The sequence below is a fragment of the Anabaena sp. 54 genome, assembly GCF_017355725.1.
Classification (GTDB): Bacteria; Cyanobacteriota; Cyanobacteriia; order Cyanobacteriales; family Nostocaceae; genus Dolichospermum; species Dolichospermum heterosporum.
In genome coordinates, this window is sequence record NZ_JAAVWA010000043.1 from 1 (window position 1) to 22023 (window position 22023).

Consider the following 22023-nt stretch of genomic DNA (forward strand, 5'->3'; position numbering starts at 1 on the left):
ACTCAGCTTAGTGGTCAATCTTTTACTCCTGAGTAGAATTCTTCTAACTCTCGCAAAAATGGGCGAACCGGGAGTCAAAAATCAGAAAGTACAAACTATATAGATTTGAAAAATGATTGTGAGACAACAGAGGATTTCTCACCTATGCCTAATTGCTTATAATTGTCAAGTATCCAATACTTAAAAAAATCTGTTATTTTATCAGGCAAACATTATTACAGCATATTGCAGGTAAATAAAAGACAAAATTTAGTGATAAAGCTATGTGGCTGTAGAGGTTGAGTCATGCTGTAATGTCAGTATTTATAAAAATATTTTCCCTACTTATTGCAAACAGTTGACAATAATAGCTATAAAGACTTATGCTATATTTTATCATTAACCACACTAATTAAATATCTTAATCAAAATTACTAGTCATGAAAATTCTTGACTAGCAAGCTTTTCATGAAAAATACATAAGTATTTTAGTGGCAGAGAAACAAATAAATTTTGGAGAAGATTATTTAGTTAATGCTAAAAGGTGTCAAAGTAAGCATCGGAAAAGATGACAATTGTTTTAAGAAGTTTTCTAATACTTGGACTGAAAGCTTATTAAGAATTATTGTAAATAGATGTGTAACTGTAATTTACCTGAATAGAGGATTACCTAATGATGGAAGAAAAATATACCGATTTAGTCAGCACAGAGTTTCCTAGACAGCTAGATATCGCCAAAATCAGCGTTTATGGCTTAAGTATTCTTTCAGCAGCATTGTTTCCATATTTACCTTTGCATTAAAGATTGAGGAATTTAAAAATGCTACAAACGCCAAGAGACGTTCTTGAAAAAAGAATGCACAAGTATGTTTTTGGAGTAAACCTGATCACCACTGGGTTGGGTAATGATGTCATCTACTGCGGTGCGAGTGGTGATTTTATTGATGGGGGTGCTGGGAATAATGTCATCTTTGCAGGGGAAGGCAACAACCGCATCCTGACGGGTAAAGGCAACGACACAATTTATGCCGGGGCAGGGAATGACACGATCTACTCTGGTAAAGGCGTTCAGTCAACGCAGCTTCGATTAACGACTTCGGACAAATTGCCGGACGCTTTGACACAGGCGCAACCTTCACCAATACAAACGCCACTACGGGTGTAGTCAACACTAACAACGTCCGTCAAGGCTTCATCTGGGAAAATGGCGTGCAAACTGCCATAACCAGCACTGGATTGAAAAATGGTCAGTCCGATTTTGGTGCAGCAAATGGCGCAACCGTCACCCTGCTCACGCCCAACGTTAATACCATCAGCGATCGCGGTGTAATCCTGGGAACGGCTGATGAAGTGCGACAACCGAATCCTCTAGCCACTAACTGGAACCTATACTTACGTGGATAACTCAACTGCCACTCCAACCACCAGAACAGGGACTCGATCCTACGTGCTGAATGTTGCTTAGTAGTATTTAGGAAGTCACCAGAATTAAAAGGGGTCTGACTCCCGATGGGAACAGTAAATAGGAAAAACTGTTCCCTAATTTATCAATAATTTAGCAATTACCTTATCATTAACTGTGGTAGCTTAGATGTTACCGTGAAAATTTGGCGATCGCATAGATTATAGATATTGAAATTAAGCCTTTTTCAGATATTTACAATTATCCTTTTGACAGCAGTTTCCATATATATGAAAAATCCCACACAAATCAGATGTGTGGGATTAACTGCATGGAATTATCTGCAAAAACTACAGATTATCCAATTGTTTACGGAGGGCTTCCAATTCAGCATCAACTGGTTGAGCAGGTCTAGCTGTACTGGTTGGTTGGACTGGAGTGGAGGGGCTAGGTTGTTCTGGGGTGAGTAGTTTTGGTTCTGGTGCAGGTGCTAGGGATGCTTTCATAGCAGCTAATTCATCATCAACATCACTACCAGACTCCAATTGTGCAAATTGGTGATCTAAATCTGCACTTGCTAACTCCGCTCCTGACTGAGCGCGGGCTTCTTGCATTAATACTTTTTCTTCCATGCGCTCAAAAGCAGACATGGCACTACTGGTATTCATACCACTAACCATGCCTTGAAGTTGCTCTTGGGCTTTTGCAGCCGTAATCCGGGCTTTGAGCATTTCTTTCTTGGTTTTGGCTTCAGAAATTTTGCTCTCTAACTGGATTAAATTCTTTTTCAGACCTTCTACCTGAACAGTTTGCTGATCTAGACTGGTTTTTAAAGCCGTAGCAGTATCAGTATAAGTTTTCTTGCGCTCTAATGCTTGACGGGCTAGGTTCTCATCACCTTTTTGTAGGGCAAGTTGGGCGTTGCGCTGCCATTTATTAATTTCGTTTTGTCCCTCATTATACTGTTTTTCTGTCCGCTTCTGGGCAGCTATTGCTTGTGCTACACCTTGGCGCAACTTCACCATATCCTCTTGCATTTCGAGGAGGGCTTGTTCCAGCATTTTTTCTGGATCTTCGGCTTTACTGACTAAATCGTTTAAGTTAGCACCAACTACTCGTTTAAGGCGATCAAATAATCCCATAAATTTATTTTTCCTTTAGAGGTTTACGCTCTTGGTTAGATAGTTAGCTTTTCTACTATATTAATAGCTACCTATGCCAATGTAGTCTTTCCAGTCTGGATTACTATTTTTTTCTATTCTGAATGATGAACCTATCAATTATCTATACTAACCAACCAGGGAAAGTTATGGTTCGGGTGTTTTGGGTAAATTATGATCTGGCTGGGGATTTTCTTCTTGATTTAGGATATAAGTTTTCATGGCTGCGAGTTCTGTATCAATATCATGGTGAGAATCTAAGGATGCAAATTTTTTTTCTAGATCATCACCACCCAGTGTACTAGCAACTTCTGATTGTGCTTCTATTTGTAAGACTTTTTCCTCCATTCGTTCTAATGCACCTAAGCTAGATATAGCAGAAGTTCCAGTTAACATTTCTTGCAGCCGATAGGAAGCTTCTGCGGAACGAGCGCGAGCGATATACATATCTTTCTTAGTTTTTACCTCAGCCAGTTTTAACTCTAAAGTCCGCATATCTTGCTTTAATTTGGCGACTACATCTTTTTGCTGCTGAATTTGGCTGGTTAAAGTTGTAGCGGTCTCTTGGTAAAATTTGCGTTTGGTGAGAGCTTCCCGTGCGAGGGAGTCATTACCTTGCTGGAGGGCTAATTGGGCGCGACGATACCATTCTGCGGCTTGGGATTCTCCTGCGGCTGCTTGGCGTTCTGTGCGCTTTTGGGTGGCGATCGCTTGAGCTACCCCTTGACGCAATTGTACCAAATTCTCCTGCATTTCCATGAAAGCTGTTTCCAGAATTTTTTCTGGATCTTCTGCATTGCTAACCAGACTATTGAAATTAGCGCGAATCACCCGCAGAATACGGTTAATAACTTCCATGTTGGCTCTACCTTGACCATTTACTGGACTTTGAGGATTGCTATATTGTTATCATAGTAAGAAATCAGTATGAATTAGCCTCACGCAAAGGCGCAAAGACGCAAAGATCAGAGTTTTTGGAGTTAAATTCAGTAAATTTTATTCAGTAAAACCAGCATTTTTTAACTATGGCTGTTGTAATCGTCCTTTAATGCCTTTTGCCTCTAATTGCTGCAATCTGCGCTTAATCTCATCCTTGGTTTTCAAAGCACCCAAATAAATAAATTTTTTATTTGGTGATAAATAAGCATCAGGAACGACTTGCTTGGCGGCTGTTAAAGCTTTGTCGCCTTGATTATCAGCAATAATATAATAGTAGCCATTAGCTGATGGTTTGACATCTTCTGATAGGGGTGAAAAAGTAGCTGTAGGCTTTGCTAAAGGTGTGGATTTAGAGAGGGTGTTAGATAAGGGGGAAAGTCTCGGTAATGGAGAGATAGGAGTTATGGGGGGTTTAATAGCTACAGGAGTGGAAATGATTTGAGGGGTCGGTTTAACTTTTGGTGTTAAATCTACGACATCTTTAGGATCTCTAACTTGTCGAAATTCTTGGGTGGCTAAATTAGGATATTTAGCTATGGGGGTGATTTTTGGTTCGCTAGTCAGTTGGGAATTATTTTCTATAATTTCTGTGTTTTGTGTATTTTCCCCAGTCTTTGATGAATTATTGTTTAGTACGCTACTGAAATTCAATTTAGGTAAATTTTTGGGATTGAAGACGACATAACCTAAAGTCAAACTTGCCAATAATAGCAACAGCATTGAACCAATACCTAAAGGTGATAAGACACTATCACGGGATTTAGGAGAATTAGGAGTTTGATTTTGTGGTGCAACGGCTGTCAAACTCCGCAATAATGCCTCACTAGATTCTAAATAATCATTTGGTTGTTGAGGAGGATCATTTGTGGTGAGGAGGGTTGGGTTGTCGGAGGAGGGAATTTTGGTGGGAACTATACTGCTAGTTGATTTTTCTAGGTTTGGAGGAGTGGGGGTTTCTTCTATGTCTGAGTTAGCAAACTCCTGGGGAAAATTAATGGTTTCAGTCTCATTCGTCAAGAATGAATTTTCTGAGGGAATGGCTACGGGAGGAACTGCTGGTAGTTGAATCTCCTTCGACAAGGTTGTTGTTTGATAATTAGTGTAACTTTCTACACTTCTTGCTGTTTGTGATTTGGTGTTTTTGCGTGTGCGTCTATATCTGGTTAATTCTTGATCCAATTGTATTTCTAAACTAGCCAGTGCCATAGTTAGGGTAGGGTTTAAGCCGGGTGTTTGCGGGGATTTGGTAGAATCTATCAAAGGATTTTGATTCATTGTTTAAGATGGAGTCAGGGTAGATGATGATTAAATGAATTTTCAATATACTGGTGAAAGTTGATTATCAGTATTCAGCTATTTTTATGGTAAAACTAATAACATAATATGTCTTTTAAGTCAATTGATCAGGTTTTAGGAAATATTCAACGTTCACCACAATGGCAAGAACAGGTATTGCTGCGGTTACTGAAGTGTTGGGGAGAAGTTGTGGGGACTACTGTTGCGGTGCAAACTCGTCCTTTGTCTATTCAGCGCGATGTTTTGTGGGTGGCAACTTCTAGTGCTGCTTGGGCGCAAAATTTGACATTTGGCAGGAAAACTATGTTGGTAAAGTTAAATGACAAGCTATCTACGTCTTTGGTAGATATTCGCTTTTCTACAGCCGAGTGGAAAAATTCATCAATAGCGGGAACAGAAGCCACTGTTTCGGCATCTGAACATCCTAGTTATGTAGCTGATGATTTAACTGGTGATAGGTTGGTTAAACCCAATATTGACAATGCTTTGGGTGCTTTTGAGAATTGGGCGAAGATGATGCAAGAGCGATCGCATCATCTCCCCTTATGTCCCCAATGTCAATGTCCCACTCCACGGGGCGAACTTGAACGCTGGGAAGTTTGTTCTCTCTGCTGCTCCAAGCGGTTAGGATAAATATTGAACTATTGTAAATAATTCAGTAAATTAAATGCTAATAACTGATTTTAACTCTATCTAAAGTAACGTTTTTACAAAACGAGGAAATCCAAAATCAATGTTTTAATCTTGATCCCCAATAAGTTTTAGGTAAAAATAAATATGTACGCACTCTAATAATTATTTACATATATAACAAGAATCTAAAGATATCCTAAAGTTTATTTATGGTTAATAATCGCTAGAACCTATATCCAATAATGATTTTTACCCTTCATGTCTATTTTGGATAACCAGCAAGATATATAAGTGTGATAACTAGTCCTGAATGGTACTGAAGATGAAGGCACATGAAACTAATTAAGCGTTTAACATCTACCTGTCGTTATTGTCGTTATTACCAGCCACAAGGTCGTCGTGGTGGTATGTGTGAAAAATTGAGCGCACCAGTCCAAGGAGTCTGGAAAGCCTGTCCTTTGGTCATGGCCGCTTTTGCACCAGCTTGGGAAACTTTAGAAGATGCTTGGAGTTTACCAGTAGCCAAACCTGTTTTTGCTGCTGCTCAAACTCTCCCGACGGATTTGGATCATGTTACAGTAGCCTCTGTTGAAGATATTCCTACTTCCGCTACACAAGAAGTGAAAAATCAAAGCGTACTCATTTAACTATTCATGATTACGGTCATCAATTTTCTGTCCACCCTAATAAAATTTGACTGGCAATTTGTTAGTGTTTTCAATTTTGACATCTTCAGAAATCGCACCTTCCACAACAGGTGCGATTTTGGTATATAGGGGAGGTAGGGGCGCAGGGCCTGCGCCCAGTCAGGAGTCAAGAGAACAAAGAAGGAGTAAAATAATGTTATTGGTAAAGTTTCATGATCAAATCAATTTAAGGCAACCAAGGAAAATCTCGGAAGTTAGGGGGACGTTTTTCCAAAAAGGCTTGTTTTCCTTCTGCTCCTTCTTCTGTCATGTAATAAAGTAGAGTAGCGTTACCAGACAATTCTTGTAAACCAGCTTGTCCGTCACAGTCAGCGTTAAATGCTGATTTCAGACAACGAATAGCTATGGGACTTTTTTCTAATACTTCTTGCGCCCATTGTACGCCTTCTGTTTCTAGTTGTTCTATAGGGACGACAATATTAACCAAGCCCATTTCTAGGGCTGCTTGGGCGTTATATTGACGACAGAGAAACCATATTTCCCTGGCTTTTTTTTGTCCTACTATTCTGGCTAAATAACTAGCACCAAAACCACCATCAAAACTCCCTACTTTGGGTCCTGTTTGCCCAAAAATGGCATTATCAGCCGCAATAGTTAAATCACAAATTAAATGGAGAACATGACCTCCGCCAATAGCATAACCCGCGACTAGGGCAATTACTACTTTGGGCATGGAACGAATCAGGCGTTGTAAATCTAAGACATTTAAACGGGGGATTCCGGTTTCATCTACATAACCTGCTTGTCCACGTACACTTTGATCACCCCCTGAACAAAAGGCATATTTTCCATCTGTATGAGGTCCTGCACCTGTAAATAGGACTACGCCAATGGTGGTATCTTCTTTAGCATCCCAAAAGGCTTCGTATAGTTCAAATACGGTTTTTGGACGGAATGCGTTACGTTTGTGGGGACGGTTAATAGTGATTTTGGCGATACCGTCGGTTTTTTGGTAGATGATGTCTTCGTAGGTTTTGACGGTCTTCCAGTCGGTTTCTATCATGGATAATCTGTGATTTGTGCTTGAGAATTTTATTTTATTAGCGATATTTTCGTTTTTTCCGATACTTAGAATTGCATTTTCAGCCATTTGACTGATTTAATTTCTTCTTCAAATTAGATTACCTTAATTTTTTCAAAAGTATAGGTTTTAATGTAGATGGAATGTCAGTATTAGGAATATAGACTGGGCGCAGGCCCTGCGCCCCTACGAATTGGGTTTAAAATTTGTTGGTGCAAATACTTTACACGGGAGTTGAAAATGACTATTGCCAGTATCCCACAGATAAAGCCTTTAACAGACACAGAATTACAACAAATCAATGCTTATTGGCGTGCTGCTAACTATCTGTCTGTTGGACAAATTTACCTTCTTGATAATCCCTTACTCAGAGAACCCCTTAAACAAGAACACGTTAAACCTCGACTCTTAGGACATTGGGGAACTACTCCTGGGCTAAATTTGATTTATGCCCACTTCAACCGAGTTATTAAAAAATACGACCTCAACGCAATTTATATAGCTGGGCCCGGACATGGTGGACCTGGACTTGTTGCCAATACCTACTTAGAAGGAACATATAGCGAATATTACCCTAACATCTCCCAAGATGAGGAGGGAATGCAAAAACTATTTAAGCAGTTCTCTTTTCCTGGTGGTATTCCCAGCCATGTCGCCCCAGAAACCCCCGGTTCTATCCATGAAGGGGGAGAATTAGGTTATGCTTTAGTTCACGCTTATGGGGCGGTATTTGATAACCCTGATTTGATAGTTGCGGCGGTTGTCGGTGACGGAGAAGCGGAAACTGGACCTTTGGCAACTAGCTGGCATTCTAACAAATTTATTAACCCGGTTACTGATGGTGCGGTTTTACCAATTCTGCATTTAAATGGTTACAAAATTGCCAACCCAACCGTATTAGCACGGATACCTCATGAGGAGTTAGAAAGCCTATTTATCGGTTATGGCTATAAACCTTACTTTGTGGAAGGTGCTGACCCTGCGGAAGTTCACCAACAAATGGCAGCAGTATTAGATACAATCATTCCAGAAATTCAAAGTATTCAAAGAGAAGCGCGGATACATGGTTGCCAAGAAAGACCGCAGTGGCCGATGATTGTTTTACGCACTCCTAAAGGTTGGACGGGTCCCAAGGAAGTGGACGGGAAGAAAACAGAAGGTTATTGGCGATCGCACCAAGTCCCCTTTAGTGATATAGCTGGTAAACCGGAACATCTGCAACTGCTGGAAGATTGGCTAAAAAGTTACAATCCTGAAGAACTGTTTAATGAAAACGGTCAACTAATTCCCGAACTTGCAGAATTAGCACCCAAAGGTCAGCGTCGCATGGGAGACAACCCCCACGCTAACGGCGGAATTTTGCTGCGTAACTTGAAAATGCCTGATTTCTCCAACTACGCTGTAGAAGTACCCCAACCAGGGACAGTTAACGCCGAAGCTACCAAAGTTACTGGTAAGTTTCTCCGTGACATTATGAAACTGAACGACGAAAGCCGCAACTTCCGCGTTTTTGGTCCTGACGAAACCGCCTCAAATCGGCTAGACCCTTTATTTGAAGTGACAAATCGCGCTTGGGATGCGGAAACTCTCCCCGAAGATGACCATTTATCTCCCGACGGTCGAGTAATGGAAATCCTCAGCGAAACCAATTGTCAAGGATGGTTAGAAGGCTATTTATTAACAGGTCGTCATGGTTTCTTCTCCTGTTATGAAGCTTTTATTCACATCATTGATTCGATGTTCAACCAACACGCCAAATGGTTGAAAACGACTCGTCATATTACTTGGAGAAGACCAATTGCATCTTTAAATTATCTTCTAACTTCCCACGTTTGGCGACAAGATCATAACGGGTTCTCTCACCAAGATCCTGGGTTTATTGACCACGTAATTAACAAAAAAGCCGAAATTATTCGTGTTTATCTGCCACCTGATGCTAATACTTTATTATCAGTAACCGACCATTGTTTAAGAAGTCGTAATTATGTCAATGTGATTGTTGCCGGTAAACAACCAGCATTACAATATTTAGACATGGATTCGGCAATTAAACATTGTACCAAAGGTTTAGGAATTTGGGAATGGGCTAGTAATGATCAAGACAGTGAAACTGATGTAGTTATGGCTTGTGCTGGAGATGTTCCAACTTTGGAAACTTTAGCGGCTGTGGATATTTTAAGACAACATTTCCCCGATTTAAAAGTGCGGGTTGTGAATGTTGTAGATTTGATGACACTACAACCACAAGGTGAACATCCTCACGGTTTAAGTAGTAAGGATTTCGATACGATTTTCACAACTGATAAACCTGTGATTTTTGCTTTTCATGGTTATCCTTGGTTAATTCATCGTCTCACCTATCGGCATACAAATCACCAGAATATTCATGTGCGTGGTTATAAAGAAGAGGGAACAACAACCACACCTTTTGATATGGTGGTTATGAATGATTTAGATAGATTCCACTTGGTTATGGATGTGATAGACCGTGTTCCAAAGTTAGGTTCTCAAGCAGCTTATGTGAAGCAAAAATTGCAAGATAAGTTGATTTCACATCAGCAATATATCCAGAAACACGGTGAAGATATGCCAGAAATCCGTGATTGGACTTGGCCATATTAATAATTGAGTCATTCTGGGTTGAGTGAAATACAAAACCCCACCCCCAACCCCCTCCCCGCAAGCGAGGAGGGGGCTATGACTGTATATCATGCAAGTGCATACCGCTATAATATTAGGAGTTCTCAGAGAAAATACCCAATAATGAAAGCAGAAAATAACAGCTAAACTCACTTTATTACTGTGCTGTACTCACTAAAGATACAATATATTGATTTAAACTTACTCCTTCTCTTTCCGCAGTTTCAGATAACCGCCGATGCAATGATTTAGGCATTCTTAACATTAACTTACCACTATAGTTATCATCTGTACTGGGTAAAGGAATATTATCACCTGCTTCATAAGCCGTTTCAATCCACAATTCCCGCGCTTCATTAATATTTGTCATTGTCTCTTCTATGGTTTCTCCTTGAGTGAGACATCCAGGTAAATCTTTGATTTGTGCTACATATCCACCTTCTGCGTCTGGGTAAAAAGTGATGGGATATTGAAGCTTTAAATAGTATTCTAAGGGTGATTGTTCAATCTGCTTGTTCGTCTGATTCAGTGTTTTCATTTATCCACTCGTCTAAATTTAATAACTCAACTATTTGCTGAACATAGACTCCTTTAACTTTCTGTCCCCCTGTTTTCGGTACGGTAACTTTTCTACCTTGGGAATCTCTAAAACTCTTTGGTATATATGGATTTGAAAATTCGGAAATTATTTTTTTGATTCCCAGTTTCATGGAAGAGGGTTAATATATTATCAATAGGTGATAGAAATCAGCTTTTCAAAATCTTGGTAGTCGAAACTTTGCTGTTTTTTATCATATTTACCACAAACATCATAATGCACTTTATTATTTTTGACGTTAAAACAACATCCTGCCATAGCGTATTCTTTTGATTTAAGTTTAAAAATAATTGTATTAGTTTTATATTGTCCATATTTGTTCATAAGATAAATAAAACTTTGAAAATCTCCCCTTTTAGCTTTGCTAAAAGCTAATGAATCATCATCAATATTGTTATTATTTTTTAAAATTAATGGTAGGATGTCTCTAAGATAATTGAGATCATTAATTTGAAAATTATCATCTTTTTTTATAAAACTGATAATCTTATGATAATTATATAAAATACCCATGTTACAACTAGCTTTTTTAAGATATCTTTGAATTTGATTATAATGATTATCTAAATTTGCATCTTCTCGTTTTACTTCTATAATCATCAAAGGAGATTGATATGGTTGAAAATTATCATATTCTGGTTTTTTGTATATTTCTACATCATGATTATTTACCTCAACTTTGATATTAATCAAATCTGGAAATAATCCACTTTCGTTGATCATAAAATCAAGAAATAGTTGTCTAACTAGCTCTTCTGGTCTTACCTTAATGGGAATTTCTATTCCTCTAATCAAACATTTTATATATTCTTCATGATATTTTTTTGTATATATATTGAGTTTTGTTCCAATTTCTCTACGTAAATTAGTCATATATTGTTTGGTAGTAACTAATAGTGGATAATTTTTTCAAGGACACAATTATAATTATATTGCGTCCTAAACTGTCTATTAACTCTGCAATTAAGAAATTATCTATTTCTGCCCAAAAAATTCTAGGATTTTAATAATCAATTTCTCCCAATGATATTCTGTTTTACTCTTTAATACTGCATTTAAGTCTGTTTCTTTTTCTAGCTCTCGCGTAAATAGCAAACATACATTACCTGTATATGTTTCTCCCTTCCCTGTTGGCCTACCTTTCTGAGTAATTAGAGAATTCCAAAAAGGAGAATCTTCATTTTGCGGTGATAGTTTACTGTTAAATTCTGCTTCCATTTCTGTCCCTACTTCATTTATAAAATCTTTATAATATAACATATAAAACTGGTTGATTAATTCAGGGATAAAAGTCTTTAAAGATTCATTTGCTGATATAAGATTATTCAGAATATCTTCTAATTCCTGTTTTACTTCTTTAGTAAATTTTTTCAGCATTGCATTCTCATCTATTCCCTCAGCAACAACCTTGGCATCATAATATATGTCTATATCCCTTGGCTCATAATAGCCGTAATTTCTATGGATAGCGTGTTTTGTATTCCATGCTTTATACGTTGTACGATAATATCCAATATATTCATTAATAAAATCTTCATACACAAAAGCAGGAACTCTTTTACTCAAATCTCTGATATCTTTTATTTTCTGAATGGCATTTTCAATTGCGTTGATTTCTGTTTCTGTTAAAGCATCACCATTTTTTATTCTCACAAAGCTTGCTTGAATGTCTTTGATTTCATCTAATAAAATATTTCGTCTGCGTTCTATAACACCTGCTATATCCTTGATAAATTGGTTTTTATCTGCCTGTACATCTTCTTCATCGAAAATTTCATGTAGCTTAACTATGTCATCACGATAGTATCTTAAGGAATCATAGAACAAAATATTTTCTAGAAAAAAATCTAAGTTCAGATGCTTGAATGTTGTTTGAATTTCTTCTTTTCTGATTTGAACTCCTATATCCCAATTATCATCTGCTCCATGTACTTTTTGTGGTTCATTTTTGCGAGGTAAGACTAAAGTTACAAATCTATGATGAAAATCCTTAGATTTCGATGCCAGGTGATACGCTATTAATTTACGAATACTAGCGTCAGGAGCATCAGTGAAAGGTGTTACAAAAAGACAGATAGTATCCTGATTTTCAATATATTTCTGCAAGTCTTTACGAATTGGATTTTCATCAATTCCTTTAGTATCAACAACTGAATTAAACTGATATAAATTAGAGCCTGATAAAACATTATTACTCACATAAAGATATATTTTTCTTGGAATAGCAAATTCCTTTAACTCCACATTATTGATAGCATGGAAGGTATCTTTTATCCATGCTTGCTCATTATTTTGATGATCAAATTCAATTAAAGTCGTAGTTCTAGATTCAAGATTTGCATTATCTAGTGCGGTTTTTTTAAGCATTTCTAATCTTAGTTCTTCATTTAATTCTTCTTTAGATTGCTCGAATAATTCTTTAGCTTTATCATTTCTAATAATTGTCTTTTTATCTCCCTCATAAACAGTTCTGTTATTTATTTTTAGTTCTGTAACATTTCTAATAGCTCTCTGAATTTCCTCAGAAATAATTATTTTTTCTTCTGAGTGAATATTATCTTTACTCGCAATAGAGTCACAGAATTCATAAATTAGATTTTCCATTTCTGCAACTGTATAAGGCTCTATTTCTATGTAAGTTTTTTCAGATGCTTTGAGAATTACTTCACATATAGTGGTTTTACCTGAACCTGTTGATAATAATTCTTTAGTTTCGATTACATTTTTAGTCTTTCCATTACTCATCGTCTTGGAAACGTTAAATTCACTTATTAAGTTAAAAAGATGACAAATAGCTGTAGTCTTTCCTTTCCCAATAGTACCGATAAAAACAATGTTGTATTTATCTATACTAAGAATCCTTTCGATTTTTTCCAAGCGTTCTAGCTTTGATTTTAGGTTATTAATGCAAATATACTGAGGTATAGTAATTTCTGAAGCACGTTCTATTTTACTGATTTCACTATTTAAATCTTTCTTCAAGGATGTAATTTCTTTTTGCCATTGCGTATCCGACATAATGCTAGTCATATTTTGATACCAAATTAGTTAGATCATATTATACCTAACATCGTATTGAGATGCAATCCAATTCATCTAAATTCATAAATTTTAATCATTTTAGGTCAAAATGTAGAAATAATGGTAACAAATCAACAGAAAGATAAATCTCAACCTAAAATTAATGTTGTCTATCAAAAAATTGCTTAATGCTAGTTTATACTAGAAGTAGAAATTTATTTAGTAAATTTTCAAGTTGAGGTAATCAATATGACACAGGAATTAATAGACCTCAGAAATAGTATTGTAGAACAACGTTATACCGATGCTTTAGCTATTGTTGATGAATTAGAGGGGATGAGTAAACAAGCTATTTTACGAAATATTCAAGCATTTTTGAGAATTTTGTTAATTCATTTGATTAAAAACCAAATAGAAGCCCGATTAACTAATTCTTGGGTTGCTTCTATTCGCAATTCATTGGTAGAAATTAAAAAAATAAATCTCAAAGAAAATAAAAAATCCTATTATATCAATCAAAATGAATGGGATAGTTGGTTAGAAGATGAAATTGAATTAGCCATAGCTGACGCTAGTTTAGAAGTGTTGAATGGAAAATTTAAGCGTCAGCAACTTTCCCAAATGTTAAATAAACCACAATTAATATTAACTGCAACTGAGTTAATTAACTTGACTTATAATTATCAAATGAGAGAATTGCCAGATGTTATTGATAATTACTTAGGTAATTTAACTGGTGGTGAAGATTGGCAATTAGGGAAAAGGTAATCAATATGACACAGGAATTAATAGACCTCAGAAATAGTATTGTAGAACAACGTTACACCGACGCTTTGGCTATTGTTGATGAATTAGAGGGGATGAGTAAACAAGCAATTTTACGAAATATTGAATCATTTTTGTTGAGATTGATGATTCATTTGATTAAAAATCAAGTGGAACAGCGGTTAACTAATTCTTGGGCTGCATCAATTGAAAGTTCAATTTTAGAAATTAAGAAATTGAATTTAAAAGATAATAAAAAATCTTACTATCTGAATATTGATGAATGGGTAGAAATCTTAGAAGATGCTATAGAGTTAGCAATTCGTCCTGCAAGTTTAGAAATAATGAATGGAAAATTTCAAAGACAACAAATTTCTCAAATGTTAAATAAACCACAATTAATATTAACTGCAACTGAGTTAATTAACTTGACCTATAATTATCAAATTAGAGAATTGCCAGATATTATTGATGATTATTTAGGTAATTTATCTGGTGGTGAAGATTGGAAGTTAGGGAAAAGGTAATCAATATGACACAAGAACTAATAGACCTCAGAAACAGTATTCTAGAACAACGTTACACCGATGCTTTGGCTATTGTTGATGAATTAGAGGGGATGAGTAAAAAAGCCATATTACGACAAATTAAATCTTTTTTGAAAGTGTTGTTAATTCATTTGATTAAAAATCAAATTGAGAAAAGATTAACAAATTCTTGGGTTGCTTCTATTCGCAATTCATTGATAGAAATTCAAGATATTAATCTCAAAGAAAATAAAAAATCCTATTATATCAACCAAGATGAATGGAATAGTTGGTTAGAAGATGAAATTGAATTAGCCATAGCTGATGCTAGTTTAGAAGTATTGAACGGGATTTATAATGAATTTCAATTAGCGGAAATTGTCAATAGAAATGAGGTAATCTCTATCGCTAGAAAATTTTTGGAATTGACTCATTTATATTCTGTAAAGGAGTTACCAAAAACTATTGCTGAAATGCTAATTCAGTTACCCGGTGGTGAAGATTGGAAATTAGGGAAAAGGTAATTAATATGACTCAAGAATTAATAGACCTCAGAAATAGTATTTTAGAACAACGTTACAGCGACGCTTTGGCTATTATTGATGAATTAGAGGGGATGAGTAAAAAAGCCATATTACGACAAATTAAATCTTTTTTGAAAGTGTTGTTAATTCATTTGATTAAAAATCAAATTGAGAAAAGATTAACAAATTCTTGGGTTGCTTCTATTCGCAATTCATTGATAGAAATTCAAGATATTAATCTCAAAGAAAATAAAAAATCCTATTATATCAACCAAGATGAATGGAATAGTTGGTTAGAAGATGAAATTGAATTAGCCATAGCTGATGCTAGTTTAGAAGTATTGAACGGGACTTATAATGAATTTCAATTAGCAGAAATGGTCAATAGAAACGAGGTAATTTCTATCGCTGGAAAATTTTTGGAATTGACTCATCTATATTCTGTGAAAGAATTACCAAAAACTATTGCTGAACTGTTAATACAGTTACCCGGTGGTGAAGATTGGAAATTAGGTAAAAGGTGAGATATTGATACAAATACATAAATATTTAAACTGAGTAGCCAATGATCACAAGTAATCAATGAACAATGACTAAACCTTAAAATATGCCAGTTAAATTAACTTTATGCCTTTTGTGACTGTAAGAATCAGCTAAGTCAGACTAGAATTAACCGGGCCAGTTAACCTTTGCTGAAATTCCCAACACAGGAGGTTTAATTTTGACGAAGTTGAAAATTGGTATTAATGGATTCGGTCGAATTGGTAGACTTGTGTTACGTGCCGGTCTTACTAATCCTAATATTGAATTTGTGGGAATTAACGATTTAGTTCCCCCCGATAACCTTGCTTATCTTCTCAAGTACGACTCCACACACGGGAGATTGAAAAGCAAAGTTGCAGCTAGAGAAGACGGTATAGTTATTGATGGTCATTTTGTCCCTTGTGTATCTATGCGAAATCCCGCAGAACTACCTTGGGGTAAATTGGGAGTAGATTATGTTGTTGAATCTACAGGACTGTTCACAGATTACGCTGGGGCGGAAAATCACCTCAAAGCAGGTGCAAAGCGGGTTGTCATTTCCGCACCGACAAAAGAACCGGAAAAGGTAAAAACAATGGTCATGGGTGTAAATCATCACTTATTTGACCCCGCCAAAGACTTGATTGTCTCCAATGCAAGTTGTACTACAAATTGTTTAGCGCCCATTGCGAAAGTCATTAATGATAACTTCGGTTTAGCTGAAGGGTTAATGACCACAGTTCACGCAACAACAGCCACTCAGCCCACGGTAGATGGTCCCAGTCGCAAAGATTGGCGCGGTGGACGGGGTGCGGGTCAAAATATAATTCCCTCCGCTACAGGGGCGGCTAAAGCGGTGGCTTTGGTATTACCAGAATTGAAAGGTAAGTTAACTGGTATGGCTTTGAGAGTTCCCACTCCTGATGTCTCGGTGGTTGACTTGACTTTCAAAACCACCAAAGCCACTTCTTACAAAGAAATCTGTGCAGCCATGAAAAAAGCTGCGGAAGGTAATTTATCAGGTGTGTTAGGTTACACCGATGAAGAAGTAGTATCTACAGATTTTCAAGGTGATTCCCACTCCAGCATTTTCGACGCGGGTGCAGGAATTGAACTGAATGCTAATTTCTTCAAAATTGTCTCCTGGTATGACAACGAATGGGGTTACTCCAACCGCGTCATTGATTTAATGTTGTCAATGGCCAAAAAAGAAGGATTGATTTAGGTGACAGGTGACAGGTGACAGGTGACAGGTGACAGGTGACAGTGAGAACCGCAAGAGGTAAGAGCAAGATTAATATTCTTCTCCCCCTGCTCTCTGCTCCCCTGCCTCTTCCAGGGCTTAACGGAGTGTGCTACCTTAACGTTACTCCTTACATACTTATGCGTCGCACTAAAATTGTTTGTACTATAGGACCGGCTACATCTTCACCTGAGAAGTTAGAAGCTTTGGTAAGGGCGGGAATGAATATGGCGCGGTTGAATTTTTCTCATGGCGCTTATGAGGCTCACGCCCAAGTTTTTCATCATCTGCGGCAGATTAGCAAGGATTTACACAAGCCAATTGCAATTATGCAGGATTTATGTGGGCCAAAGATTCGGTTAGGGAAATTACCACCGGAAGGGTTAATGTTAGAGGCTGGTAAGGAGGTGACTTTTCTCTTACAGGAGAAGGGTGAAAGTATTGATGAGTTACCCTTACCTCTACCCACCCTATTCGCTATGATGCGATGTGGTGAACCCATTTTAATTAATGATGGTCGAGTGAAGTTAACTGTTACCAGCCGTGACGCTGATAAAATCCGCGCTCATGTGAATATTGGCGGTTTGATTTCTTCTCACAAAGGTGTAAATTTACCCGCTACTCCTTTACCCGTAAGTTCGATTACGGAAAAGGATTTAATGGATTTGCGATTTGGGATACAATTAGGTGTAGACTGGGTGGCGGTTTCCTTTGTGCGATCGCCCCAAGACCTCGAACCTGCACGCCGCATGATTGAAGGTGCTGGCTCAAAGATTCGCCTGATTGCTAAAATTGAACGGGCAGAAGCTGTGGAACAGCTAGATGCTATCATTGCAGCCGCTGACGGTATTATGATTGCTCGTGGGGATTTAGGGGTCGAAGTACCAATATATAACGTCCCCTTAATTCAAAAAGACATTGCTCGTCGTTGTAATCAAGCTGGTAAACCCGTGATTACAGCTACTCAAATGTTAGAGTCCATGATTAGCGCCCCTGACCCAACCCGCGCTGAAGCCACGGACGTTGCTAACTCGATTTTCGATGGCACAGATGCAGTTATGTTGTCTGGAGAAACGGCAATGGGTGACTATCCGATTGCGGCTGTCCAAATCATGCACAATATCGCCTTACAAACAGAAACAGCACTGCAAGAGGGAAATAGACATTCTTGGATTCCCGAAGCTGGTAGTCTCTCTGTCACAGAATCAGTATCTCAATCGGTTTGTCGCATTGCCTATGAAACTGGTGCAAAAGCGATTCTCTGTAATACTACATCAGGAAGTACAGCCAAACTCGTTTCTAAATATCGTCCCAGCACACCAATTATTGCGCTGACTTCCGACTGTACCGCCTACCGTCAATTAGCTTTATCTTGGGGTGTAGAACCGCTACTGATTCAACCTGTTCACACCGCCGAAGAAATGTTTGTGAATGTGGTAAACACCGTTGTAGATAGTGGTTTGGTTCAGGAAGGAGACAAGGTGGTGATTACCTCTGGTGTCCCAATTGGTCAATCTGGAACAACAAGTTTAATTAAAGTGCATTCTATTGGACAGCCAATTACGGCATGACGCATTTAAAATGGGTAGTTGGTAATGGGTAATTGGTGATTGGTAATTGGGAAAATTCTTGTTCCCCAACCCCTAACCACTGACCCCTAACCACTGACTATTGACCACTGACTACTGACCACTGACATTGGAGTATGTTATGCCTAAGAACTTACTAGAAGCACTACGGGCAGTAACCGTTGTGGTAGCGGATACGGGAGATATCCAATCAATTGAACAGTTTAAACCTCAAGATGCTACTACCAATCCTTCACTGATTACTGCTGCGGCACAAATGGCGGAATATCAGGATATTGTTGATCAAACTTTACTCAAAGCTAAAAAAGATGCTGGCACTGCCGCTAGTCAAGCACAGGTGGTATCCCTGGCTTTTGACCGTTTAGCGGTATCTTTTGGATTAAAGATTTTGCAAATTATTCCCGGTCGGGTGTCTACAGAAGTAGATGCTCGATTATCTTATGATACTGATGCTACTGTAGCTAAAGCCCGGGATTTAATCGCTCAGTATAAAGCCGCTGGTATTTCTAAAGAGCGGGTTTTGATTAAAATTGCCTCCACTTGGGAAGGTATCAAAGCTGGGGAAATTTTGGAAAAAGAAGGTATTCACTGTAACTTAACTTTACTATTTGGTCTGCACCAAGCGATCGCCTGTGCGGAAGCTGGTATCACTTTAATTTCTCCTTTCGTTGGTCGGATTCTTGACTGGTACAAGAAAGATACTGGTCGGGATAGCTATCCCGCAGCGGAAGATCCAGGTGTATTGTCTGTAACTAGCATTTATAACTACTATAAAAAGTTTGGTTATAAAACCGAGGTAATGGGCGCTAGTTTCCGCAATATTGGTGAAATTACAGAATTGGCTGGTTGCGATTTGCTGACTATTTCTCCAGGGTTGTTGACAGAATTGCAAAACACTGTTGCTGAATTACCCCGCAAACTTGATCCTGCTAAGGTAGCAGGGTTATCAATTGCCAAAATCTCTGTTGATAAAGCTACTTTTGATCAAATGCACAATGGCGATCGCATGGCTTCTGATAAACTTGCAGAAGGTATTGATGGTTTTACCAAGGCTTTGATTTCTTTGGAAAAACTATTGGCCGAAAGATTGGCTCGTTTAGAAAGTGAAAAGGTAACTGCTTAATAATAGGTAATGGGTAATGGGTAATTGGTAAAATTCTTACTTGTTCTCTATTACCTATTACCTGCTTGATCTACTACAAGGCTGTTAAGAATCTCCTGTTTCAATTAAGTAGGTTGGCGTTGAAAATTGTCGTTATGGCAAGGCAAAAGGCAAGAGGCAAGAGGCAAGAGGCAAGAGTGAAGAGTGAAGAGGGTTTGGGCGATTTTACGTTTCTTTACACAGTTTGGTTTTATTGTGTTCACCTACTTAATTCATTTTTTTTTAATCTTGAAAAATAGCCCTTAAACATAATCAAATCACGAATTATAGCTAAATTCCAACTTTTTTAATTCTGGCAATATTAAAATAGTTTAAATCATTAAATATTAGTAAAAATAGGAAAAATTAGTAATTAAGCTCCTGACTACAACCATATCCTCAATATTCTTAACCTTGACTTTATTTAAACCTAGTGTAATAGTATTAATATATTTTTAGTGGGTAGCCTAATTCAAATTCATCAAAGCTGAATTTGAAACGGAGGAACCAAGTATTTGGGGCTAATCTTACGAGAGACACCTTCCAGTCTTAGCCCGTCAGCTAACTCCGTCGGCAATGGAAGGAACTTCCAAAATCTTGGCTGTAATATTCAGTTATGATTGGGGCTTCCTTAAATAAATTTTAGATTTTGGATTTGAGATAAATCTGAAATTTAAAATTGTCATCCCCCGCTTCTCATTGATTAATCGTTTCAAGGGAGAGAAGTTAAAACTGTGAAAATTAAGCCAATGTTAGCACGATTACAAAGTGCTATCGGTCGTGATGACCTAATTGAACAAATGGTATTACTACCAGAAACTCAAAAATCATTTTCTAAAAGAGTTTCTCAGGCAAAATCAGCCAATTTTATCGTGGGATATAATGGTTCACCTGAAAGTCACACAGCCCTAGATATCGCTTGTTGGATTGCTCACCAAACGAGTTTAGCTACTAACTCTCAAATTACAGTTCAAGCCGTTTATGTAGTAGAAGAAAACTTCAATTGCCAGTCTGTTGATATATTCAATGTTGCCAATAATAAAGCTCAATTAGAATCCCAATTCAGCAATACATCAAAGCCAGCCACGTTGCGATTAAATCAACCCAAAGGAACAGCAATTTTACCGCAATTGGAAAGAGAATCTAGGACTTCTATTAAGGAAGCAGACAGAATTATTTGGCAAGCCAAAACTCTAGCCGAAGAATGGCAAGGTTCGTTTAAATCTCATTTGCGATTTGGCAACATTGCTAAAGAACTAAAGAAGGTTGTGCAATTAGAAAGTGCAGATATTCTCTTTTTAGGCTGCCAATCTAGTAATCATCCCATGATTACAACACTCGGTAAAAATTTCCCTTGTGCAGTTTTGGGTATTCCCCATTCTATTAATGAATAATTCTCTGTTTTCAATGAAAGTGATGGGAATTTAATTTCAAATTATGAAAAGTCACTTATACTTTAAGTGGCTTTTTCGTTAATTCCTAACTTCTATTGATAAACCGTTCTCTAAATGAGAACATATTGATCAAGTAAGATTTGCATTTTCAAATAAAAATAAACACTACCCTATTGAACCATCATCTCCCCATGCCATGTTAGAACATTTAATGAATGCTAGGGGAATTAAACAATCTGATTTGGTAGGAGTTATTGGTTCTAAAGGTGTGGTTTCTGAGGTTGTGAATAGGAAAAGAGCAATTAGTAAGGCTCAAGCAAAAGCATTAGGAGAATTTTTTAATGTTTCTCCAGGATTGTTTATTTAAATTAAAGCGTGATTATTCTAGTCGTCTTGAGACGACTTTTGCTATTAGACTCAGAATTTATTCTGAGGCGGTTTTAAGCTAAGTAGGTGAACACAATAAAACCAAACTGTGTAAAGAAACGTAAAATCGCCCAAACCCTCTTCACTCTTGCCTCTTGCCTCTTGCCTTTTGCCTTGCCATAACGACAATTTTCAACGCCAACCTACTTATCTTATCCTTAACAATTGCCCCGCGATGTTCTAAAGTCAGCATTTGTAACTCTGGCAAGATTGAAGTTAGCGTCGGTCAATATAGTATTACTTAGTTCAGCACCGCTTAGGTTAGCGTTTCTCAGGTAAGCCTTGCCGCTATTTTTGGATGTAGGCTGTTTAATATATGATTTATTATCATTTATCAACCGCTGTAACCTACATTCCACAGCCTTAACTGTCACAATCTGTTATTACGGAAATTGATTCATAAAAAAGGAGTAAAAAATTACCTTTAGCCAAAAAAATAGATTTTGGATAGGAAAATTTATTTGCCTGCCTACTTACTTCTCAAAAAAATCTTCCG

At 37.4% G+C, this 22023-nt stretch carries 23 protein-coding genes, 1 pseudogene and 1 riboswitch; of the genes and pseudogenes, 15 read left to right on the forward strand and 9 right to left on the reverse strand.

Annotated features, from left to right (window positions below; all coding sequences use genetic code 11):
• The first annotated feature begins 655 nt into the window (after positions 1-655).
• Genes HEQ36_RS23855 through HEQ36_RS23865 form a run of 3 tightly spaced genes read left to right on the forward strand, consistent with a single transcriptional unit; the run spans position 656 to position 1383 of the window.
• The gene (locus HEQ36_RS23855) at positions 656-781 is read left to right on the forward strand and encodes a hypothetical protein (RefSeq protein WP_290708602.1); all 126 of its coding nucleotides are present in this window, start codon (positions 656-658) and stop codon (positions 779-781) included.
• An 18-nt stretch (positions 782-799) separates the two neighbouring features.
• Positions 800-1144, forward strand: a complete 345-nt coding sequence (locus HEQ36_RS23860; RefSeq protein ID WP_053539704.1) for a calcium-binding protein — start codon at positions 800-802, stop codon at positions 1142-1144.
• Between the two features lie 44 nt (positions 1145-1188).
• The gene (locus HEQ36_RS23865; protein WP_053539705.1) at positions 1189-1383 is read left to right on the forward strand and encodes a hypothetical protein; all 195 of its coding nucleotides are present in this window, start codon (positions 1189-1191) and stop codon (positions 1381-1383) included.
• Positions 1384-1731: 348 nt separating this feature from the next.
• Here the strand turns inward: HEQ36_RS23865 and HEQ36_RS23870 are convergent, their stop codons facing one another.
• The 3 genes from HEQ36_RS23870 to HEQ36_RS23880 all read right to left on the reverse strand — a co-directional run bounded on the left by HEQ36_RS23870 (position 1732) and on the right by HEQ36_RS23880 (position 4755).
• Entirely contained in the window at positions 1732-2523 is a 792-nt protein-coding gene (locus HEQ36_RS23870; protein WP_053539706.1) for a PspA/IM30 family protein, read from the reverse strand.
• Positions 2524-2688: 165 nt separating this feature from the next.
• Entirely contained in the window at positions 2689-3399 is a 711-nt protein-coding gene (locus HEQ36_RS23875) for a PspA/IM30 family protein (protein WP_053539707.1), read from the reverse strand.
• 165 nt (positions 3400-3564) lie between these two features.
• The gene (locus HEQ36_RS23880) at positions 3565-4755 is read right to left on the reverse strand and encodes a hypothetical protein (protein WP_053539708.1); all 1191 of its coding nucleotides are present in this window, start codon (positions 4753-4755) and stop codon (positions 3565-3567) included.
• A 108-nt stretch (positions 4756-4863) separates the two neighbouring features.
• On the opposite strand from HEQ36_RS23880, the gene HEQ36_RS23885 reads away from it, so the two are divergent.
• A complete protein-coding gene (locus tag HEQ36_RS23885) occupies positions 4864-5409 on the forward strand; it encodes a DUF721 domain-containing protein (RefSeq protein ID WP_168637274.1) in 546 nt (181 codons plus the stop codon).
• 332 nt (positions 5410-5741) lie between these two features.
• Positions 5742-6056 carry a hypothetical protein gene (locus HEQ36_RS23890; protein WP_168637273.1) on the forward strand — a complete coding sequence of 105 codons (315 nt, stop codon included), beginning with the start codon at positions 5742-5744 and terminating at the stop codon, positions 6054-6056.
• 226 nt (positions 6057-6282) lie between these two features.
• Here HEQ36_RS23890 and menB read toward each other — a convergent pair whose 3' ends face one another.
• Positions 6283-7116, reverse strand: coding sequence for a 1,4-dihydroxy-2-naphthoyl-CoA synthase (gene menB / locus HEQ36_RS23895; RefSeq protein WP_168637278.1), 834 nt, complete (start codon positions 7114-7116; stop codon positions 6283-6285).
• Positions 7117-7377: 261 nt separating this feature from the next.
• On the opposite strand from menB, the gene HEQ36_RS23900 reads away from it, so the two are divergent.
• Positions 7378-9759 (forward strand): phosphoketolase, encoded by a 2382-nt coding sequence (locus HEQ36_RS23900; protein WP_168637272.1) that lies wholly within the window; start codon positions 7378-7380, stop codon positions 9757-9759.
• 175 nt (positions 9760-9934) lie between these two features.
• Here the strand turns inward: HEQ36_RS23900 and HEQ36_RS23905 are convergent, their stop codons facing one another.
• The 4 genes from HEQ36_RS23905 to HEQ36_RS23920 form a co-directional block, all read right to left on the reverse strand.
• Positions 9935-10315, reverse strand: a complete 381-nt coding sequence (locus HEQ36_RS23905; RefSeq protein WP_168637271.1) for a toxin-antitoxin system HicB family antitoxin — start codon at positions 10313-10315, stop codon at positions 9935-9937.
• A complete protein-coding gene (locus tag HEQ36_RS23910) occupies positions 10281-10487 on the reverse strand; it encodes a type II toxin-antitoxin system HicA family toxin (protein ID WP_205748660.1) in 207 nt (68 codons plus the stop codon). Before HEQ36_RS23910 ends, HEQ36_RS23905 begins: the two co-directional genes overlap by 35 nt.
• Positions 10488-10507: 20 nt before the next feature.
• Positions 10508-11248: a type I restriction enzyme HsdR N-terminal domain-containing protein gene (locus HEQ36_RS23915; RefSeq protein WP_168637270.1), complete on the reverse strand. Its 741-nt coding sequence runs from the start codon at positions 11246-11248 to the stop codon at positions 10508-10510.
• Between the two features lie 102 nt (positions 11249-11350).
• Complete coding sequence (locus tag HEQ36_RS23920) at positions 11351-13405, reverse strand: hypothetical protein (protein WP_168637269.1); 2055 nt, start codon at positions 13403-13405, stop codon at positions 11351-11353.
• A gap of 240 nt (positions 13406-13645) precedes the next feature.
• Between HEQ36_RS23920 and HEQ36_RS23925 the strand changes: the two genes are divergently transcribed.
• From HEQ36_RS23925 to HEQ36_RS23965, 9 genes and pseudogenes are all read left to right on the forward strand, one after another.
• Positions 13646-14164 (forward strand): DUF29 family protein, encoded by a 519-nt coding sequence (locus tag HEQ36_RS23925; protein WP_168637268.1) that lies wholly within the window; start codon positions 13646-13648, stop codon positions 14162-14164.
• A 5-nt stretch (positions 14165-14169) separates the two neighbouring features.
• Positions 14170-14688: a DUF29 family protein gene (locus tag HEQ36_RS23930; protein WP_168637267.1), complete on the forward strand. Its 519-nt coding sequence runs from the start codon at positions 14170-14172 to the stop codon at positions 14686-14688.
• Between the two features lie 5 nt (positions 14689-14693).
• Entirely contained in the window at positions 14694-15212 is a 519-nt protein-coding gene (locus tag HEQ36_RS23935) for a DUF29 family protein (RefSeq protein ID WP_168637266.1), read from the forward strand.
• Positions 15213-15217: 5 nt separating this feature from the next.
• Positions 15218-15736: a DUF29 family protein gene (locus HEQ36_RS23940; protein ID WP_168637265.1), complete on the forward strand. Its 519-nt coding sequence runs from the start codon at positions 15218-15220 to the stop codon at positions 15734-15736.
• Positions 15737-15933: 197 nt separating this feature from the next.
• Positions 15934-16959, forward strand: coding sequence for a type I glyceraldehyde-3-phosphate dehydrogenase (gap, locus tag HEQ36_RS23945; RefSeq protein ID WP_039199429.1), 1026 nt, complete (start codon positions 15934-15936; stop codon positions 16957-16959).
• Between the two features lie 158 nt (positions 16960-17117).
• Entirely contained in the window at positions 17118-18548 is a 1431-nt protein-coding gene (pyk, locus tag HEQ36_RS23950) for a pyruvate kinase (protein ID WP_168465752.1), read from the forward strand.
• Positions 18549-18687: 139 nt separating this feature from the next.
• Complete coding sequence (locus tag HEQ36_RS23955) at positions 18688-19689, forward strand: transaldolase (RefSeq protein WP_168637264.1); 1002 nt, start codon at positions 18688-18690, stop codon at positions 19687-19689.
• Between the two features lie 493 nt (positions 19690-20182).
• Positions 20183-20295: riboswitch (cyclic di-AMP (ydaO/yuaA leader) on the forward strand.
• 146 nt (positions 20296-20441) lie between these two features.
• Positions 20442-21101: a universal stress protein gene (locus tag HEQ36_RS23960; RefSeq protein ID WP_306459834.1), complete on the forward strand. Its 660-nt coding sequence runs from the start codon at positions 20442-20444 to the stop codon at positions 21099-21101.
• A 154-nt stretch (positions 21102-21255) separates the two neighbouring features.
• A pseudogene (locus HEQ36_RS23965) lies at positions 21256-21468 on the forward strand (type II toxin-antitoxin system HigA family antitoxin); the annotation flags it as partial.
• A 217-nt stretch (positions 21469-21685) separates the two neighbouring features.
• On the opposite strand, the gene HEQ36_RS26110 reads toward HEQ36_RS23965, so the two are convergent.
• Positions 21686-21901: a pentapeptide repeat-containing protein gene (locus HEQ36_RS26110; protein WP_072033552.1), complete on the reverse strand. Its 216-nt coding sequence runs from the start codon at positions 21899-21901 to the stop codon at positions 21686-21688.
• Positions 21902-22023: the final 122 nt, after the last annotated feature.

Excerpts from the sequence above, each read along its gene's own strand:
- HEQ36_RS23925 (WP_168637268.1), top strand. The coding sequence starts at position 13,646 with ATGACACAGGAATTAATAGACCTCAGAAATAGTATTGTAGAACAACGT.
- HEQ36_RS23890 (WP_168637273.1), top strand. The coding sequence starts at position 5,742 with ATGAAACTAATTAAGCGTTTAACATCTACCTGTCGTTATTGTCGTTAT.
- pyk (WP_168465752.1), top strand. The coding sequence starts at position 17,118 with ATGCGTCGCACTAAAATTGTTTGTACTATAGGACCGGCTACATCTTCA.
- HEQ36_RS23885 (WP_168637274.1), top strand. The coding sequence starts at position 4,864 with ATGTCTTTTAAGTCAATTGATCAGGTTTTAGGAAATATTCAACGTTCA.
- HEQ36_RS23910 (WP_205748660.1), bottom strand. The coding sequence starts at position 10,487 with ATGAAACTGGGAATCAAAAAAATAATTTCCGAATTTTCAAATCCATAT.
- HEQ36_RS23855 (WP_290708602.1), top strand. The coding sequence starts at position 656 with ATGGAAGAAAAATATACCGATTTAGTCAGCACAGAGTTTCCTAGACAG.
- HEQ36_RS23880 (WP_053539708.1), bottom strand. The coding sequence starts at position 4,755 with ATGAATCAAAATCCTTTGATAGATTCTACCAAATCCCCGCAAACACCC.
- HEQ36_RS23905 (WP_168637271.1), bottom strand. The coding sequence starts at position 10,315 with ATGAAAACACTGAATCAGACGAACAAGCAGATTGAACAATCACCCTTA.
- HEQ36_RS23955 (WP_168637264.1), top strand. The coding sequence starts at position 18,688 with ATGCCTAAGAACTTACTAGAAGCACTACGGGCAGTAACCGTTGTGGTA.
- HEQ36_RS23940 (WP_168637265.1), top strand. The coding sequence starts at position 15,218 with ATGACTCAAGAATTAATAGACCTCAGAAATAGTATTTTAGAACAACGT.
- HEQ36_RS23915 (WP_168637270.1), bottom strand. The coding sequence starts at position 11,248 with ATGACTAATTTACGTAGAGAAATTGGAACAAAACTCAATATATATACA.
- HEQ36_RS23920 (WP_168637269.1), bottom strand. The coding sequence starts at position 13,405 with ATGACTAGCATTATGTCGGATACGCAATGGCAAAAAGAAATTACATCC.
- HEQ36_RS23875 (WP_053539707.1), bottom strand. The coding sequence starts at position 3,399 with ATGGAAGTTATTAACCGTATTCTGCGGGTGATTCGCGCTAATTTCAAT.
- HEQ36_RS23935 (WP_168637266.1), top strand. The coding sequence starts at position 14,694 with ATGACACAAGAACTAATAGACCTCAGAAACAGTATTCTAGAACAACGT.
- HEQ36_RS23930 (WP_168637267.1), top strand. The coding sequence starts at position 14,170 with ATGACACAGGAATTAATAGACCTCAGAAATAGTATTGTAGAACAACGT.
- HEQ36_RS23870 (WP_053539706.1), bottom strand. The coding sequence starts at position 2,523 with ATGGGATTATTTGATCGCCTTAAACGAGTAGTTGGTGCTAACTTAAAC.
- HEQ36_RS23900 (WP_168637272.1), top strand. The coding sequence starts at position 7,378 with ATGACTATTGCCAGTATCCCACAGATAAAGCCTTTAACAGACACAGAA.
- HEQ36_RS23860 (WP_053539704.1), top strand. The coding sequence starts at position 800 with ATGCTACAAACGCCAAGAGACGTTCTTGAAAAAAGAATGCACAAGTAT.